Annotated in this window: 15 protein-coding genes; 14 read left to right on the forward strand and 1 reads right to left on the reverse strand. The window is 58.8% G+C overall.

Annotation, left to right across the window (positions count from 1 at the left end):
• The first annotated feature begins 9 nt into the window (after positions 1-9).
• From HY011_18005 to HY011_18070, 14 genes are all read left to right on the forward strand, one after another.
• Positions 10-1,713, forward strand: coding sequence for a hypothetical protein (locus HY011_18005; protein ID MBI3424833.1), 1,704 nt, complete (start codon positions 10-12; stop codon positions 1,711-1,713).
• Positions 1,714-2,316: 603 nt separating this feature from the next.
• Positions 2,317-3,090, forward strand: a complete 774-nt coding sequence (ric, locus tag HY011_18010) for an iron-sulfur cluster repair di-iron protein (protein ID MBI3424834.1) — start codon at positions 2,317-2,319, stop codon at positions 3,088-3,090.
• Between the two features lie 27 nt (positions 3,091-3,117).
• Positions 3,118-3,948: an ABC transporter permease subunit gene (locus HY011_18015; protein MBI3424835.1), complete on the forward strand. Its 831-nt coding sequence runs from the start codon at positions 3,118-3,120 to the stop codon at positions 3,946-3,948.
• A 350-nt stretch (positions 3,949-4,298) separates the two neighbouring features.
• Positions 4,299-5,489: an SUMF1/EgtB/PvdO family nonheme iron enzyme gene (locus tag HY011_18020; protein MBI3424836.1), complete on the forward strand. Its 1,191-nt coding sequence runs from the start codon at positions 4,299-4,301 to the stop codon at positions 5,487-5,489.
• A gap of 310 nt (positions 5,490-5,799) precedes the next feature.
• Entirely contained in the window at positions 5,800-7,731 is a 1,932-nt protein-coding gene (locus HY011_18025) for an FAD-dependent oxidoreductase (protein ID MBI3424837.1), read from the forward strand.
• On the forward strand, positions 7,706-8,323 hold the full coding sequence (locus HY011_18030; protein ID MBI3424838.1) for a ubiquinol-cytochrome c reductase iron-sulfur subunit: 618 nt from the start codon (positions 7,706-7,708) through the stop codon (positions 8,321-8,323). Before HY011_18025 ends, HY011_18030 begins: the two co-directional genes overlap by 26 nt.
• Before the next feature lie 85 nt (positions 8,324-8,408).
• Positions 8,409-9,725: a cytochrome b N-terminal domain-containing protein gene (locus HY011_18035; protein MBI3424839.1), complete on the forward strand. Its 1,317-nt coding sequence runs from the start codon at positions 8,409-8,411 to the stop codon at positions 9,723-9,725.
• A gap of 132 nt (positions 9,726-9,857) precedes the next feature.
• Positions 9,858-11,036, forward strand: a complete 1,179-nt coding sequence (locus HY011_18040) for a c-type cytochrome (GenBank protein ID MBI3424840.1) — start codon at positions 9,858-9,860, stop codon at positions 11,034-11,036.
• Between the two features lie 254 nt (positions 11,037-11,290).
• Positions 11,291-13,120, forward strand: a complete 1,830-nt coding sequence (nosZ, locus tag HY011_18045; protein MBI3424841.1) for a Sec-dependent nitrous-oxide reductase — start codon at positions 11,291-11,293, stop codon at positions 13,118-13,120.
• A gap of 140 nt (positions 13,121-13,260) precedes the next feature.
• A complete protein-coding gene (locus tag HY011_18050; protein MBI3424842.1) occupies positions 13,261-13,893 on the forward strand; it encodes a hypothetical protein in 633 nt (210 codons plus the stop codon).
• The gene (locus HY011_18055) at positions 13,893-15,290 is read left to right on the forward strand and encodes a nitrous oxide reductase family maturation protein NosD (GenBank protein ID MBI3424843.1); all 1,398 of its coding nucleotides are present in this window, start codon (positions 13,893-13,895) and stop codon (positions 15,288-15,290) included. The genes HY011_18050 and HY011_18055 overlap by 1 nt, the downstream gene beginning before the upstream one ends.
• Position 15,291: 1 nt before the next feature.
• Positions 15,292-16,212 (forward strand): ABC transporter ATP-binding protein, encoded by a 921-nt coding sequence (locus HY011_18060; protein MBI3424844.1) that lies wholly within the window; start codon positions 15,292-15,294, stop codon positions 16,210-16,212.
• Between the two features lie 3 nt (positions 16,213-16,215).
• On the forward strand, positions 16,216-16,674 hold the full coding sequence (locus tag HY011_18065) for a nitrous oxide reductase accessory protein NosL (protein MBI3424845.1): 459 nt from the start codon (positions 16,216-16,218) through the stop codon (positions 16,672-16,674).
• 175 nt (positions 16,675-16,849) lie between these two features.
• Entirely contained in the window at positions 16,850-17,647 is a 798-nt protein-coding gene (locus HY011_18070; protein ID MBI3424846.1) for an anti-sigma factor, read from the forward strand.
• Between the two features lie 5 nt (positions 17,648-17,652).
• Here HY011_18070 and HY011_18075 read toward each other — a convergent pair whose 3' ends face one another.
• Positions 17,653-18,384, reverse strand: a complete 732-nt coding sequence (locus HY011_18075) for a hypothetical protein (GenBank protein MBI3424847.1) — start codon at positions 18,382-18,384, stop codon at positions 17,653-17,655.
• Between the last annotated feature and the right edge of the window lie 5 nt (positions 18,385-18,389).

Here is an 18,389-nt window from a genome sequence, read left to right on the forward strand (position 1 = left end):
GGACCTTGCATGAACCCGACCCGACCTTGGCCGAAAGCCATCGCAATTGCATTGACCCTTGCCCTTGGCGCGGCCCTTGCTCATTTCGGCGCTGCTCACTTCACGGGGAACGCACAACAGAATCCTCCGGCACCCATCACGCCACCCGCGATCACCGTTCCACCCGGCGCAGCCAAAGTCGAACAAACCACACCAGGCGCTTTGCCTGCCGCCACCATTGCTGCCAGCTTTGACGGCCTGGGCGTGGGTTTTAACGGGCCGCAAGGCACCGCCACGTTGCGCAATCCTTCGGACAACAGTCTGGCCGTTGGGCCGCAGCACATCATGCAAACGGTCAACACACGGATGGCCGTTTTCGACATGCAAGGCAAGGTGCTTTACGGCCCAGTGCCGAACAACACCGTCTTCAAAGGCTTCGGCGGCGCGTGCGAAGCGATGAATAACGGCGACACCGTGGTGCGGTACGATCAATTGGCTGGTCGCTGGCTGATCGTGATGCCCACCTTTCGGCGTGGCGCGCCGCGGCCCGACCAACCCGAACCGCCGCGCGCGGGCGAGCCAACGTTGAGCGTGCCCGGACAGCCCAATCAACCGGGCGCAGCCGCGCCGCTGTTTGTGCCGCCACGGCAAGTCGAACAGCCGCCGCAACCGCGTGGGCAGGCGGGCCAACGTCCGCCCGAACAAAAGGGCGTCTATTCGATGTGCTATGCGGTCAGCACCAGTTCCGATCCGCTGGGTTCGTATTATCGCTACGAATTCCTGCGCCCGCTCTTTCCCGATTATCCGCGCCCGGCGGTTTGGCCCGATGGCTATTACACACCGACCAGCACGGGCGATGATGTGATTCAAAAACACACCTGCGTGGCCGAACGCGACAAGATGCTCAAAGGCGAACCCGCGCGCGAGCAATGCGTCATCGTGGATGGCGTGAACTTTCTGAACAACGCCGATCTCGACGGCCAGGCGTTGCCGCCCAAGGGCGCGCCCAACATCGTGCTGGCGGCGGGCGGCACGCAGTTGAAAAAGGTCTTTGAAGACGACGGCATCTATTTCTGGAAGTTCAAAGTGGATTGGCAAAATCCCGCCAACACCAAACTGAGCGGGCCTGAGAAAATCGCGGTCGCGCCCTATCACTACCTCTGCGACGGACAATTGACCAATTGCGTGCCGCAACCCGGCACCGAGCGGCGGCTGGATGCGCAAGGCGACAAGCTGATGGCGCGGCTGGTCTATCGCCGCATCGGCAGCCGCGAATCGGTGGTCGCGGTGCATTCGGTCAACACTGCGGCGGGTGGCGGCGGCGTGCGTTGGTATGAATTCCGCGTGAACAAAGACCGTAGCGTGAAGCTGCATCAACAGGGCACCTACGCGCCCGCTGGGTTTTTCCGTTGGATGGCCAGCCCGGCCCTGGATCGCTTCGGCAATCTCGGCATTGGGTATTCCTTCGGCGGCACGCCCAATTTTGCCGGGCAGCGCTTTGCCGGGCGGCGTGCCAATGATCCGCCGGGACAACTGACGCTGCGCGAAACGGTCCTGGTCGAAGGCGCGGCGGCGCAGAATGTCATGCGCTGGGAGGATTACACGCAAACCGCCGTTGACCCCAGCGACGATTGCACCGTCTGGTACGTCGGCGATTATCTCAAGCAAGGCGAAACGAATTACTCCACCCGCATCGGTGCATTCAGAATGCCGGGCTGTAAGGGCAAGCCCTAATTCCAAGCGCTAAATCAGAGCAATCAAGCTTGGTGCAGAACCGGGAGCGCTAGCGACTGGGTGTGGTCGAGAGTTCTTTCTTTGGTAGTGGCTCAAAGAGGAGAGGTCTGGCCGCAGATCAACGCTGGAAAACGCGGATCAGACCTATTAACCAATTGAATTGGTCTGCGTTGGTCGGCGTTGATCTGCGGCGTGGCTCTCTCCCCATTGAGCCACTACCCTTTCTTTTAGCGTTTACCCGGTCGCTATACCATACACGGGCATAGGTTGAGCTTTTTCGGAGGGCAGAAGAGAGATTACGGAACTGACGGAAATAACGGAACAGACAGAAGTCTTTCAGGTTTTCTTTTCCGTGTGTTCCGTTATTTCCGTCTGTTCCGTAATCTCAAAAAAGTCCTGGCTGAAAAGCTCAATCTATGACCGTGCGCGGTATCGCGCTCCCGGTTCTGTACTTGCACTCGTTTCAAACCTTCAATCACAAACCTGCCAGAAAATTCCCGCCCGATGACTTAAGTCACTGCCAAGCCGTGCCCTGCCGCCTACACTGCACGCATCGTCAAACTATCTCAATACTTCTTGGTGAATCACTTGCAGGAGGCATTTATGCAGATCAATACACAGGAAACCGTCGGACAACTGGCCGTGCATCTGCCCAGCGCGCCGCGCGTCTTTGAGCAATTCGGCATTGATTATTGTTGCGGCGGACAGCAGACGCTCGCCGCAGCGTGCGCGCAACGCCACGTGCCGCTCGACCGCGTGCTCGATTCGCTGGCCGAAGCCGCCGAATGGCAGCAACTGGCCGGCGCGCCGCGCGATTGGCGCGGCGCGACGCTGACCGCGTTGCAGCAATTCATCGTGGACACGCATCACGTCTTCACGCGGCAGGAATTAGCCCGGCTGGAAAAACTCGCGGCCAAAGTCTATGCCGCGCACGGCAGCCGCCACCCTGAATTGGCGCGCTTGCAAGAACTGTTTTTGCAACTGAAGGAAGAATTGTTGCCGCACATGCTGAAAGAAGAGCAGGTGCTTTTCCCGTATGTGGCGCGCTTGGAAGAAGCCGCGCAGGCAGGCCAGCCCGCGCCGCCAGCCTTTTTCGGCACAGTCAATCAGCCGGTGCGGATGATGATGCGCGAACACGACACGGCGGGCGACTTGCTCAAGGCATTGCGCCAGACGGCGGGCGATTATGTCGTGCCTGCCGATGCTTGCCCAAGTTTCCGCGCGTTGTATCAGGCTCTGCCCGAACTCGAAGCCGACCTGCATCAGCACATTCATTTGGAAAACAATTTGCATTTCCCGCGCGCGGTCGAACTCGAAGCGCAACTCGCACCTGAATTGCAAAGCATGACGCAAGCGTTCCGCTGTCTGGGGCATTGAACGCCAGACAGCGGAATCGAGGTAACTATGGACATCAACGCCGTTCGCACCATCGCGCGGCAAGAGCTGGTCATCAACATCCGCAACAAATGGACGTTAATTTTCGCCTGTGTCTTCGGCGGCTTGGTGCTCACCATTTCCTATTTCGGGATGTTGACGGCGGGTGCGATTGGCTTTCAGAGCTTCGCGCGCACCTCGGCCAGCTTGCTCAATCTGGTGTTGTATATCGTGCCCCTCGTCGCGTTGACGATGGGCACGCTCAGTTTTACCAGCGAGAAAAGCCTGAGCGAGATGCTCTTTGCCCAACCCGTCACGCGCACCGAAATCCTGTTGGGGAAACTGGCTGGGTTGTTCGCTTCGATTCTGACGGCAACGCTAATCGGTTTCGGGCTGGCGGGTTTCATCATCGCGTCGAAAGCGGGCACGCAAGGGTTGCTGCGCTATCCGGTGTTCGTCGCGTTGTCGTTGCTGCTGGCCTTGGTCTTTCTGACGCTGGCGGCGCTGGTGTCGTCGTTGTGCCAGCGCAAGACCAAGGCGTTCGGCGTGGTGATGTTCCTCTGGTTCTTCTTCGTTTTGTTTTATGACCTGCTGGTGATCGGCGTGACGTTTTTGCTGAAAGAACACGCGGCCAATCAATTTATCTTCGCCTCGCTGTTTGGCAATCCGGTGGACATGGTGCGCGTCGCCAGCCTGATGGTGCTGGATGGGAAGGAAGTCTTTGGCGCGGCGGGCGCGGCGCTCACCAGGTTTTTGGGTGGTGAAACGGCGAGCCTGTCCTTATTGATCGGGGGCTTGGTTGTTTGGACAGTCGTGCCGTTTCTGGCCGCGCGGCGTTTGCTGCAACGGCAGGATATTTAACGCTGATGTTTTGATGCGCCGCGTCTTTGGAGCGCGTGCGGCACCGGCTGCCGCTTTGGCATCTCTTTGATCGTTCATACATCAAGGAAATACTAGAGCGGTTTGCAGTTGCGTTTACGGGAGTCAGTTGACATTGGGACAGTACCGCGCGCGTGAGCAAGTGGCGCGTCAAGCTTGCCCCCTTGGCTGAATTGCCAAAGCGCCGCTTGCTCACGCGCGCGGTACTGTCCCGCTGCGCGGTTTTCCCGTACACCGTAGTGAAAACCGCTCTGAAGCGGCAGCCGGTGCCGCACGCACTCCAAAGGCTGCGCCTAGCCGATTTGCCCTCATGGAATCGCGGGTAAATAACAATGAAGCGTTGGCATAGCATCCTGGCAATCCTCTTCGTCCCGCTCCTCGTCGCGGGCGGCGGATTGCTAGTGCGGCATCTCGCGCGCGAACGCACCGAACGCGGCCATTTCGAGCGTAGCGAAACCGAGTTGATGGTGACCAATCTGGCGCGCGTGCCGGTGCAGTTGTTCAAAGCGGGCCGTAACTTGGCCGAGGCGCAACTGCTCAATGATTTCGACGGCGCGCGCCGCTGGCTGTCAGGGGGCAATCACTTTCTGAAAGCCAACTTCCCCCACCGCGAAGTTTTTTATCCTATTCCTCTCATCGGTTATCGGCGCGGCCCCGATGCCGAAGGTGCATTCATCATCACAATTCGTTCGCTGAATGAGATGGAACCGCCAAGCGCAGCCAACGGGCAACACGGCTGGGCGTTCATCCCGAATGGCAGCTTCCTGTTGGGCGACCGGCAAAACCCGCGCGAGCCGCATTATGTCTGGCTGCCAGGCTTTTTCATCGGCAAGTTTGAAGTGAGCAATGCCGAATACACCGAGTTTCTACGCGCTCCGCAGGGCTACGCTGACGATGCGCAGTGGACGGAAGCCGGGCGCGTATGGAAGGCCGCGAATACTTCGCAAAGCAGCGCCTTGCTCAAATCGGTTGCGGCGGAATTCGAACGCTTCGGCCAACCCGATCAGCCGGTGACGGGGGTAACGTGGTTCGAGGCGCAAGCCTATTGCCGCTGGCTGACCAGTCGCTTTGGCGAACGGAAATGGCTTTACGCGCTGCCTTCAGAAGCCGAATGGGAAAAGGCTGCACGCGGGCCAGATGGTTTTGATTTTGCGCTTAGCCAGACGCTCAGCGATCAAGAGGTACAGCTTTACAATTGGAGGAAGAACCCCGACGCGCCCGTCACAGTCGTCGGAGCAGCCGAAACGCCCGCGCTTTATCTACCAAACCGCTTCGGCATTTTTCACCTCGGCGGCAATGTCGTCGAGTGGACGAGTTCGATCACCAACCCCTTTAATCGCGAACATCTTTACCTCGATGAAGAGCGCAACCGCCTCGAAGGCGGTGAAGAGCGCGTGGCGCGTGGCGGTTCGTGGTATAGCGCGAGCATCGCCTTGCTGGGTGTGGCCTATCGCGACTCGTTTCGGCCTGAGATCACGCATCACGATTTGGGCTTTCGCATCGTGGCGCGACCGCTGCCCTAACCTGGGAGCGCAGGCATCCCGCCTGCCGTCAAACAAAGCCGCGTAGCATCCTTATCTTGACGAAAAGGGTAAGGATGCTGCGCGCTTTTCTTATTTGCAGGCGGGACGCCTGCGCCCCCAGGAAATGCAAATAAATTTCGCACCGATGACTTAAGTCACTGCCAACCGCCGCCCACCCGCGTAATTTACGCTTTGACCAAGACCAACAATCCGGTCAGTTCCCTTCGACCCACTCGCGGAAGTCAGTGCGAGCCGAGCCGAATTTACGCAATCCAGGTAGCCCGAAATTGGGCGGTTTGAGGCTGGCGCTATGAGCGACTTCAAGTACAAGACCATCCTTCCCGACATTGAATTTTGGAAAGCTATGGTGCCTTGCCAGGCGGCGTGCCCGGTCAATACCGATGCGGGCCGCTATGTGCAACTGATCGCGCAGGGCAAATTTGAAGACGCCTATTTCGTCGCGCGTTCGCCCAATCCGTTGGCTTCGGTGTGCGGGCGCATCTGTGCCGCGCCGTGTGAAGACCGTTGCCGACGCGGCAAGATAGACGCGCCCGTCAGCATTCGCGCGTTGAAGCGCTTCGTCACCGAACGTTACGGCGTCGAATCGCTCGCGCCCGATACGCAGGATCAATTGCGCGTGGGCCACGGCGATTTGGGCAACAAGGTGCGCGGGCATTTGCCGATCTTGCAAGCCAATCGCCGCCAGACGCCGCGCGGGCAAAAAGTCGCCGTCATCGGCGCGGGGCCTGCCGGGCTGGCTTGCGCGCACGATCTGGCGTTGATGGGTTATCGCGTGACGATTTTTGAAGCCACCGAACAAGCGGGCGGGATGATGTTTCATGGCATTCCCGAATTCCGCTTGCCGCGCGCCGTCATTGCCAAAGAGATAGACAAGATCGAACAGCTCGGCGTCGAGATTCGCTACGGCACGCCGCTGACGGCTGAGTTCGGGTTGCAGGAATTGAAAGCGGATGGCTACGTCGCCGTCTTCCTCAGCGTCGGCGTGCAAAAAGGCCGCGACCTCAATATCGAAGGGGCCGAACTCGACGGCGTCATCAAAGCCGTGGATTACCTGATCAACATCAACAACGGTTACCGCATGCAGTTGGGCAAGAAGGTGCTCGTCATCGGCGGCGGCTTCGTCGCCTTTGACGCCGCGCGGCTGGCGTTGCGCGCAGGGTTGGAGGCAGGAGGTGAACAGGATGAAGGCGCAGGTGAATTGAAAACCGCCCTCGACGCTGCGCGCGCCGCCGTCAGAGCAGGTGCGACCGAAGTACATATGGTCAGTTTGGAATCCTTTGACGAATTGCCGGTGATGCGCACGACGCAGGGCAAGGAAGAGTTTGAAGAGGCGCACCGCGAAGGCATCGTCTTTCATCCGCAACGCAGCGCGCGCCGCTTCGTCAGCCGCAATGGCCGCGTGCAGGCAGCGGAATTCAAAGGCGTCAAACGCACCTATGACGAACAGGGCCGCTTCAGTCCGCAATTCGACGAAGACTTTAGCGAAACGCTGGAAGCCGATTCGGTGATTCTCGCCATCGGCCAGCAAGCCGATCTCTCGTTCATCAAACCCGCCGACGGCGTCGAGCTTACGCCGCAAGGCACGATCAAGGTGGAGCGCGCGACGCTAGCGACGAGTGCGCCCGGCCTCTTCGCGGGCGGCGACGTGGCGTTTGGCCCGCGCAACTTGATCGAAGCCGTGGCGAACGGCAAACGCGCGGCGCTCTCGATTGACGATTACTTGCACAGCGCCGAGACGCACACGGTTTTCAACCTGACGGTCGAACGACTGCCCAATCGCACCTATACGATGCCGGAAGAGTATGAGCAACTGGCGCGGCATACCCCGCCGACCATCGCGCTCGACCGCCGCACCGGCATCTCGGAAGTCGAGACCGGCTACAACGAAGCGCAGGCGCGTGAGCAGGCTGAACGCTGTTTGTCGTGTCACATCCAAACCATCTATGACCCGGCGAAATGCGTGCTGTGCAACCGCTGTGTGGACGTGTGCCCGGAATACTGTTTGAAGCTGGTGCCGCTGGATGAGCTTGATCTGGATGAACCGACGAAGGAACGCATCGTGGCTGATTCGGGCATCACGGTCGAGTTGGGGCAACCCTTATCAGCAATGATCAAAGACGATGACAAGTGCATCCGTTGTGGTTTGTGCGCGCTGCGCTGCCCGACGGACGCGATGACGATGGAGGTCTTCTACTATGAAGAGCAAGCAGTCGTGGCTTAACGCGCGAATTTCAAATTTGAGAGCGAAGACAGAAACCGAGCAACAGCGGCTGGAGCGCCTCAAGCAGGAAGTTCTGGGCGAAGGCGAAGCCGCCAGCCGGCCCACGCGGCGCTCCTTTCTCACGCGGCTCGGGTTCGGCGCGACGCTGCTGGCGCTCGCTGGGCAGGCCTACGCCTTCCTGCGCTCGCTCAAACCGAATGTGCTGTACGAAGCGCCGCAACGCTTCAAGGTCGGCACACCCGATCAATTCGGCGAAGGCGGCAAATTCCTCGAAGACAAACGCCTGTTTGTGTTTCGGCAAGGCAAGACGTTTTACGCCATCTCGGCAAGCTGCACGCATCTGGGCTGCACGGTCAAAATGGAGAAGCTCAACCAGCCGAAGAAGGTCAAGACGCGCCAGCGCGAATTCGAGGAGCAATACGAATTTCATTGCCCTTGCCACGGCTCGAAGTATTACGGCGACGGGACGAATTACGCCGGCCCCGCGCCGCGCCCGCTCGATTATTTCAAACTCGAACTGGCGGCAGAGGACGGGCAATTGATCGTGGATATGGAGCAGAAGGTCGGGCAGGACTTTCGCTTGACAGTGTAGCCGGGGACTAGCGGCTAGGGACTAGGGGCTGGAATTAAGCCACTGTCGCTAGCCCCTAGCCCCTGGCCTCTAACCCCTAAAAATTATGGCAGCGAGAAAATCAACTTGGGAAAAGATCACGTGGACGTGGCAGCCCGCGAGCGAGCGCGAAGCCGGGGATTCCATCGTGCGCAACTTTTTGCTGCATTGGTTTCCGGCCAAGGTCGCGCGCGAAAGCCTGTCGTGGGGCTACTCGTTCTGGCTCGGTACGGTGTCGGCGGTGCTCTTTCTGATCCTGACGATCACGGGCGGCGTGCTGATGTTTCTGTACGTGCCGTCGGTCGAACGTGCCTATTTGTCGGTCAAGGATTTGGAATTCACCGTCTCGTTCGGCTGGTTCCTGCGCGGGCTGCATCGCATCGGCGCGCACCTGATGGTGGCGTTTGTGTTTGTGCATATGGTGCGCGTCTTCCTGACCGGCGCGTACAAGAACGGCACGGCGACGCAGCAGAACCGTCCGTTGAACTGGGTGATTGGCGTCGTGCTGTTGTTGGCGACGTTGCTGCTCTCATTCACCGGTTATCTATTGCCGTGGGATCAACTGGCCTATTGGGCGATCACCGTCGGCACGAATATCGCCAGCGCCGCGCCCGTCGTGGGCGAGGCAATGCGCTTCATTTTGCTGGGCGGCAACACGATCGAGCAAGGCACGCTGATTCGTTTTTACGTGCTGCATTGTTTCTTCCTGCCGCTGCTGGTGCTGGCGTTGTTCTCGTATCACATGTGGCGCGTGCGCAAAGACGGCGGCTTGGCTTGCGTAGACAAACAGGCGCTCGACCAAAAGCGCGAAAAGGTCGTGCCGAGCAAGAGCAAGACCTATTCGCTGCTGGGCATTGCGAGCGGCGCGTCCGTGCACGTTGAGACTTCGCTGGTGGATGAAGTCCAGCACACGGTGCCGTCATCGCCCACGCTGACGCGGCGTTTGGCGTTGGTGACGATGGTGACGCTCGCGCTCTCTTCGGTGTTGACACTGCTCTTCCATGCGCCGCTCGAAGCCGCCGCCAACCCTGCCGTCACGCCAAATCCGGCCAAAGCGCCTTGGTACTTTCTCTGGTTGCAAGAACTGGTCACGATCACCACCTTTACCGTGGGTGGTTACACCATCAATGGCGCGTTGATCGGCGGCATCATTATTCCAGGCTTGTTGGTCGCGGCGGCCATCGCGTGGCCCTACTTCGACAAGAGTTCGGTGCGCTCGGTGGGCGTGTGGTTTGCGCCGGAGCGCCGCAAGCAGAATTTGATTTTCTTGCTGGTGGTCGCGGGGATTTTGCTCTTCACCATCATCGGCACGTATCTGCGCGGGCCGTATTGGAATTGGTATTGGCCGTGGCAAAGCTGGCCGGTGATGCCGCGTAAGTTTTGAAGATGGGGGGCAGGGGGGCCAGGGGCCAGTGAATTCAAGCCCCAGCCCCCAGTCCCTAGACCCCAGCCCCCAAGATCGGAGGTTTTAGTGTTCAGCAAAGACGCCATCAAAATTTACCTGCTCGGTGTGGTGATGCTGGCCGTGACGGGGTTCATTTTCTGGGACAACGTGCTGCCTGAATGGAGCGGCTATCAGAGCGATTTCCGCGCGCTGGTCGCCAAGAAATTCGGCGCGGCGCGCGCGGCGGCGGTGCCCAGCGGCCTGCATCAGATTTGGGTGAAAGACCTCGACCGCGTAGACCGTTGCACGACCTGTCATCAGGGCATGGAATGGAAAGGCCTGGAAAGCGCCGCGCAACCGTTTCGTTCGCACCCCACCGAAATTCTGAAAGCGCATCCGCTGAATCAATTCGGCTGCACGGCCTGTCACGGCGGGCAAGGTTATGCCACTGATCTCGCCGGCGCGCACGGGCAGGTCGAACATTGGGAAGAGCCGCTGCTCGGCAAAAAAGTCAGCGACACCTATCTGGTCAAAGACAAGAAAGCGCTGATGCAGGTCAATTGCAATTCCTGTCATCGCTATGAACGCGAAACCAAAGGCGCCGATTACATCAACGAAGCCAAGCAAATCGTGCAGGAAAAAAACTGCCGCGCCTGCCACACCATCAACGGACGCGGCGGCACCATCGGCCCCGACCTCACCAACGTCGGCGACAAAGCGCCGGAGCAATACGATTACGGTCACGTGTCGGGGGTGAAAACAGCGTTCGCCTGGCATGTCGCACATTTGCAAAAACCGAAAGCGATGACGCCGGATACGGTCATGCCCGATTTCAATTTCTCTACGCGGCAGGCGCAGGCGTTGTCCTTGCTTGTCATGAGTTGGAAACGCGCGACGGTGCCGACGCGCTACATCCCCGGCGCGACGCCCAAGGATGTGCCGACGGCGGAAGAGATCGCCAAAGAGAAACGCATGCTCGAAGGCGAAGGCGCTTTCTTCGTCAAGAAGGGCTGCTTTATCTGCCATTCCGTGGATTCGCTGGGTATTGAGAATTCGGCCAAGATCGGGCCGGATTTGTCCGAGGCTGTAACGGACGTGCAGAGCCGCTTTGGCCGCACGCTGGAAGATTTTTTGAAAGCGCCCAACGGTACGATGGCCGTGGTGTTGGCGACACAGATTCATTTGACTGACGACGAGAAACGCGAGGCGGTCGAACGTTTGAAGATCGCTTATCAACGCAAGCAGGAGGGCGCGAAGCCGAACGCTGCGCCCACGCCTGCGGCCTCGCCGTCACCGGTAGCGAAGAAATAACCTGGGTTCGCACGCTTCCCAGCGTGCTGTAAAAAAGTCGCGCAGCGTTCCGAATAAATTCAATTGGGTCGCACGCGATTTAGGGAAAAGGAAGGCTGCGCCGCTTCTTTCATAGCACGCAAGGATGCGTGCGTACCCAGGGAAAGGCTGCAACTCCGCGCCGCTCACGGGTTGAAGCTTGACCATCAACCACCGTTCCCATTTGGGGAGGAACCACCATGGAATTACAAACAACAAAACTTGATCGCAAGAAAATGAAATGGCTCGGCGCAGGAGCGGTCTGCGTCGCGCTGCTCGGCTTTGCTTTGACCAGTTGCGGCAAGCAACCAAGCACTGCTGAATTGGGCGGCACTGCGGAAGCTGCTGCGGCCACTTATGTCGCGCCGGGCGACACCGATGAATATTACCTGTTCTATTCGGGCGGCCATTCGGGCAACGTCTATGTTGCGGGCGTGCCTTCGATGCGGCACATCTCGACGATTCCCGTGTTTGCGCCTTACCCGGCGACGGGGTATGGCTTTGACGAAGAGTCGAAGAAGATGCTGGGCGGGTTCACATGGGGCGACGTGCACCACCCGGCCATCAGCGAGACCAAGGGCGATTACGACGGGCGTTGGCTCTTCGTGAATGACAACGCCAACAATCGGCTGGCGCGCATTGACCTGCGCGATTTCAAAACCAAACAGATCCTGGGGCCGATGCCGAATATCTCCGGCTATCACGGCGGTTCGTTCGTGACGCCTAATACGGAATACGTGTTGGCGGCCTCGCGCTTCTCGGTGCCGTTGCCGAAAGGGACCGTCGAACCGATTGAAAGTTATGCGACGAAATACCACGGGGTCGTGGCGGGCGTAAAAATTGATCCGACCTCGGGCGAGATGAGCGTCGGTTTTCAAATCCTGATGCCGCCCTTCAATTTTGATTTAGGCGACGCGGGCAAAGGGCCGAGCGAGGGCTGGGCCTTCTGGACGTGCTACAACTCAGAACGCGCGACCGGCAAGCTCGAAGTGACTTCGACACAAAAAGACCGCGACTACATTGCAGCGGTGAATTGGAAAGAAGCTGAGAAAGCCGTCGCCGCAGGCAAAGCCAAAATGATCAGCGGCGTGCCGGTGCTTGATCCCAAAGAAGTGCCGGGCATCGTTTATTTCGTGCCGTGCAGCAAATCGCCGCACGGCGTGGATGTCACGCCCGATGGCAAATACTTCATCGGCAGCGGCAAGCTGCAATCCATCACGACGGCGTTCAACGTCGAGAAGATGCTGACCACGATTCAGAACAAAGATTTCACCGGCAACGAAGACGGCATCCCGGTGCTGAATTACGACAAGGTCAAAGACGCCGAAGTCAACGTCGGCCTCGGCCCGCTGCATACGCAATTCGACAATGAGGGCAATGCGTATACCAGCCTCTTTGTCGAGAGCGCCGTGGCGAAATGGAAGCTTGGCACGTGGGAAGTGCTCGACAAGATTCCAGTTACGTACAACATCGGCCACCTCTGCGCGGCGGAAGGCGACACAGTTCATCCCGCTGGCAAATATCTGGTCGCGCTCAATAAGCTTTCGCACGGACGCCACCTGAACGTCGGCCCCTCGCAGCCGGAATGCTCGCAACTCATCAACATCGGCGGCGAAAAGATGAAGCTGCTCTACGACGCCTTCACCGAACCCGAACCGCATTACGCCCAGATGATCAAGGCCGACAAGCTGAAACCCTTCGAGGTTTATCCCAAAGAAAGCAACAAGAACCCGAACGCGATCTGGGACGTGAAGGACGCCAGCGTGGTGCGCAGCGGCAACAACGTCACGGTCAAGCTGGTCGCGGTGCGCAGCAGCTTCGAGCCCAACAAGATCGAGGTCAACAAAGGTGACACAGTGACGATTCACATCACCAACATCGAACAGACCACCGATGAGCTGCATGGCTTTGGGCTGCTCGATTACAACATCAACGTGGTGATAGACCCCGGCGAGACCAAGACGATCAAGTTCGTGGCCGATAAACCGGGTGTTTTCGCCTACTATTGCACCAACTTCTGCTCGGCGTTGCATCAAGAGATGCAGGGCTATTTGTTGGTGAAGTAGTGAGGAGACCTCAGACCTCAGACTTCAGACCACAGACCTCAGACCTGTCTTGGATCGGCGGCCACAGGCGAATTGAGATCGTAGGTCTGAAGTCTGAAGTCTGAGGTCTGAGGTCTGAAGTCTGAGGTCTGAGGTCTGTGATGAAAAGCTGGCTCGACAACGCGAACCATTTTTTTGAACTGCCGCTCACGCTGCGCAGCCGCGTGCTGATTCTGGTGGGTGTAGTGCTGTTGACGCCGGTCTTTCTGTTCCCCTTGTGGAATATGACCTTCAAGTCGAATCAGTATCTCGACGGACTGACGCTCAACATTTACGCCTATCAACTCAAAGGCGGCATGACGCCGAACCGCGATGATTTGCGCGAGATCAACTCGCTCAATCATTACATCGGTATGCGTCCGCTGTTGGAAAGCGATTTCGGCGAATTCGTCTGGATTCCCTTTGTCATCGGGGTGCTGGGCGTGCTGGCGTTGCGCGCTCTGGTCATCGGCAAGATGGCCGGGCTGGTGGATGTCTTTGTGATCTTCACCTATTTCGGGCTGTTCTCGTTCTGGGGCTTTTACAACAAGCTCTATGCGTATGGACACCATCTTGATCCGACGGCGGCGATCAAGGTGCCGCCGTTCACCCCGCCGCTGCTGGGGACGCAAGTCGTCGGCAACTTTACGGTGTCGAGCTATCCGGGCGTCGCGTCGTTTGCGCTGGTGTCGTTTGCCGTGTTGTTGCTGGCGGCCATCTTTCTGTCGCGCAAGCAGACGAACGAGGCGGCGTGATGTGGCGCAATGTCATCGGGCTGGTTTTGCTGGGAACACTGAGCGCGTTGGCAGTGCGGGCCGACACCTTCACGGTTGGCCTGCCGCCCGCGCGCTTTCAAGCTTTGACTGACGCCCTTATTGCCGCTCAGCCCGGCGATATTGTGCAAGTTCAACCCGGCACTTACACCGGACAATTCCGGCTCGACAAACCGCTGACCTTGGTTGGCATTGGCAAACCCGTGTTGCACGGTACAGGCCAGGGCAGCGTCGTAATCATCACGGCTGATCATTGCACCGTGCGCGGGTTCGTTATCGAACACAGCGGCGGTGATCTGACCGCCGAAGATTCCGGCCTGCTGCTCAAAGCGGATGACAATCTGATCGAAGCGAACGAATTGCGCGATGTGCTTTACGGCATTTACCTATACCACGCCAGCCGCAACACGCTGCGCGGCAATACGGTGCGCGGGCGGCGCGAACTTGAATTGGGCGAACGTGGCGCGGCGCTGCACCTCTGGGATTCGCCCGACAACATCATCGAAGACAACACCATCGGTGATGCGCGCGATGGGCTGTACATCCAGGCTTGTTCGGGCACGCTGGTGCGGCATAACCGTGTGCGCGACGTGCGCTACGGCCTGCATTACATGAACTCGGACGACAATCGGTTTGAGGACAATCTGTTTGAACACAACGTGGCGGGCGCGGCGATTATGTATTCGCGGCGCATCACGCTGCGACGCAATGCCTTCGCACACAATCGCGGCTTCAGTTCATTCGGCATTCTCTTTCAGGATTGTGACGAGATCGTGGCCGAAGAGAATTTCATCATTGATAACGCGACGGGCATTTTTATCGAGGCCCTGCGTAAGAGCAGCTTTCGCCGCAACGTGATCGCCGAGAATGATCTGGCCTTGCAAATGTTCAGCAACGCCGATCAAACGCTGTTTGCCGCGAATAACTTCGTCGAAAATCTCAGTCCATTGCAGGTCGTCGGCAAACGCACCAACGCTGTTTGGCAGGTCAACGGGCAGGGCAATTATTGGAGCGATTACGCCGGTTACGACCTGGACGGCAACGGCATCGGCGATGTGCCGCACAAGGTGCAAAACGTTTTTGAATACCTCGAAGGCAACTATCCGCGCTTGCGGCTTTACCTGAACAGCCCCGCCGCGCAGGCGTTGGCTGCGGCTGAACAGAGCTTCCCGATTCTCAAAGGCGCAAACGAAGCCGATACCGCGCCGTTGATGCAGGCCGTCAAGTTGCAGTTCCCGTTGGAAGTGGTGCCGCTGCAAACCGCGCCACGTCGCGCGACGCAATGGCTGCTGAGTCTCTGCTCATTGCTTAGCGCCAGTGGAGCGTTGTTTGTCATGTGGAAACATCGCCAGCCGCGCGGCGCCAAGGCAGGAGCCTGAAATGAGTATTCACGTAAACCATCTGACCCGCCGGTTTGGCGAACACGTTGCCGTCAACGATGTCTCGTTTGAGATCAAACCGGGCGAAACCTTTGCGCTGCTCGGGCCGAATGGCAGCGGCAAAACCACCACGTTGAAATGCATCGTGGGCTTGCTCGAACCGACGGCGGGACAAATCCAGATCAACCAACTCGATGTTTGGAAAGACCCGCATCAGGCGCGGCGGTTATTCAGTTACTTGCCGCAGCGCGTCGCGTTCCCCGACGGCTTGACGGCGCGCGAAGTGCTGCAATTTTATGCTGATCTGCGCCAGCTCGCGCCGCAACGCGTAGACACAATCCTCAGCGGCGAACGCTTCCACTTCAACGGCTTCACCGACAAACCGGTCGGCAAGTTTTCGGGCGGCATGGTGCAACGCCTGGGCCTCGCCGTCGCCTGCCTGCCCGATGCGCCCGTGCTGTTGCTGGATGAGCCGACGGTGAGTCTTGATCCCGAAGGCGCGCTACGCTTCCGCGCCTTTCTGCAAGCGCTCAAAGCAGAAGGCAAGACGATTGTGTTCACTTCGCACGTGCTGGCCGATGTCGAACAACTGGCCGACCGCGTGGCGATTCTGGTGGGCGGCAAACTGGTCGCCATCGAATCCATCACCGCTTTGCGCGAAGGGCTGATGCGCAGCAGCCGCATGCGCGTCGTCTTGCGCGCGCCGCAGCCATCCTTGCAAACGGCCGCGCTGACGGCAGGCGCGAGCGAAGTTTTGGTTGAAGGCGAATCCTTGCTGATTGTTTCGCGCCCGGAAGACCGGTTGGAGATTTTGCGGGCGCTCGAAAACAACGGCGGGCACGTCGAGCGCTTTGCCACTGAAGAGCTTTCGCTGGAAGACATCTATCTGCGCTACATCGAGGAATCAGCAACACACGTGTGAATTATGCCGAGACCGTTTGAGAGAAAACACTGCGTCATTCTTTTTGCCGCAGCCCTCTGGCTGCTCGCGGCTTGCCAAAGCCACAAACTGGAACCCGCCGCCCTGTCGCCTGAAGATATGTGCACCGATTGCAAGATGGCGATTTCAGAAAAGCAATTCGCCGCGCAATACCTGACCAAAGATGGCGAGGCCGTTAAATTCGATGACCTCGGCTGTCTGGCGCGTTATCTGAAAAGTCACCCGCAACAACGCGCCGAAAGCGCGGCCTTTTTCGTGATGGATTACGAAACGAAACAATGGCTCAACGCCGAGTCCGCGTTTTACGTCAACTCCGATAAATTCCAAACGCCAATGCGTGGCGGCTTTGCGGCCTTCAGTACACGTCAACGCGCCGAGGCCGCTGCTGCTGCCAAACAAGGCCGCTTGTTCACTTGGCAGGCAGTGCTGACCAACGCCAAATAGTCTCTAGGGTTGCGCAAAATGGCCGCGCGAAAATCCTGGCCGGAATGACATCTGAAATCCCGCAACTTCCCGTAGTTAAAAGCGAGCTAGGCAGTTGTCTCTAGTCGCGCCGGTGGCGGCGGTCGGAATCGCGGCAGAAAAAAATAGTTAAATTGAGTGGGGAGAAGGATTTGTGATGACGCAAATGGAGGCAAAAGAATTAGTCCCTTTGCACGCGCTCGGCGCGCTCGATGCCGTCACGGCGGGCGAAGTGGAACGCTATCTGCGCCAAGCCTCGCTGGAAGAGCAGCGCGAGGCGGCGGAGTTTCGCGAAGTAGCCGCGCTCTTGCCCTTCGCTTTGCTGTCGCCCGCCGTGCGGCCCGCCTTAAAAGGCCAATTGCTCGGACGAATTAATGAGGGAATGCTGGCGTCGAGCCGTCCCGCAACAGTCACAGGCGGCCAGGTCTTGGAATTCAAGCTGCGCGCGCGCGCTGAACGCTCCTGGTCGCAAAATTTTTCGCAGTGGCTGGCAGTCGCGGCTTCATTGATATTGGCGGCAGCGAGCGCGCTGTTTTTTTGGCAGAACCGCCAGCTCAAGAACGAACGCGCTCAGCTTGCGCAGCGCTTGCAGAGCGCGCAACAGACCATCGAACAGATGCAAGCGCCCACCACGCGCGTCCTCGCGTTAAAAGGCCAGGAAGCACCCCAGGCCAGCGCCAAAGTGTTTTGGGATACGACACGCCACGAATGGGTGATGCAGGTATTCAATCTGCCCGACGCGCCGCTGGCCATGGACTATCAGCTTTGGTACGTGACCAAAGACGCCAAACTGAGCGCCGCCGTCTTTCGCCCCGATACGCAAGGGCGGGCCGAATTGCGCTTGTCGTTGCCGGGCGGCGTCGCCGAGAAACTGGCGGCGACGGCTGTGACGCTTGAACCGCGCGGCGGCTCGCCGCAACCGACCGGCAAATTCTATTTGCTGGCCCAGATTTAAGCTGGCTATGCACGCGGAGAAGCGTGCGTAGCCAGGAAATCCCGCAAGCGGTCAGGATGGTTGGTGACGATGCCGTCTACGTTGCGGTTTACCATCCGCGCAAACTGCCGTTCGCGATCCGCTGTCCAAACGTAGAGCCGCTTGCCGCTGGCTTTGACGCGCCGCGCCAGATAGCCATAACAAAGCTCAACCTGCATACACAGCACCTGATAGTTGAGCGTGCGCAAGGCCAGCCAGGGAAACGCCTCACGATAGCGCGCCAGCGGGTTCAGGCTTTCGCTGCCCAGAATCACACCCAGTTCGACATCGCGCACCTCGTTGCCCAACTGCCGCATCAATTCGAGGTCGAATGAAGCCAGCAGCATTTCACCCTGGCAATGTCGCGCCCGAATCGTTTGCAACGTGGGCACAGCGGCGCGCGGGTCTTTGATTTCCAGATAGAGCCGCAGCTTGCCGCTAGTCAGGTCGAGCACTTCATCCAGCGTCGGCACGCGTTCGCCCTGGCCGGCATCGGCGCGTTTGATTTCGGCCAGCGTCAATCTGTCTACGCGGCCTTTGAAGTTGGTGGTGTGGTCGAGCGTCTCGTCGTGAATGACGACGACCTGACCGTCGCGCGTCGTGTGCAGATCGAGTTCGATCATCTGCGCGCCCTGTTCGATGGCAAGTTGAAAAGCGCGCAGCGTGTTTTCGGGTGCGTAAGCGGAGGCGCCGCGATGGGCGATGATGAGTGGCGGCATGAGAA

It is taken from the genome of Acidobacteriota bacterium (genome assembly GCA_016196035.1).
Classification (GTDB): domain Bacteria; phylum Acidobacteriota; class Blastocatellia; order RBC074; family RBC074; genus JACPYM01.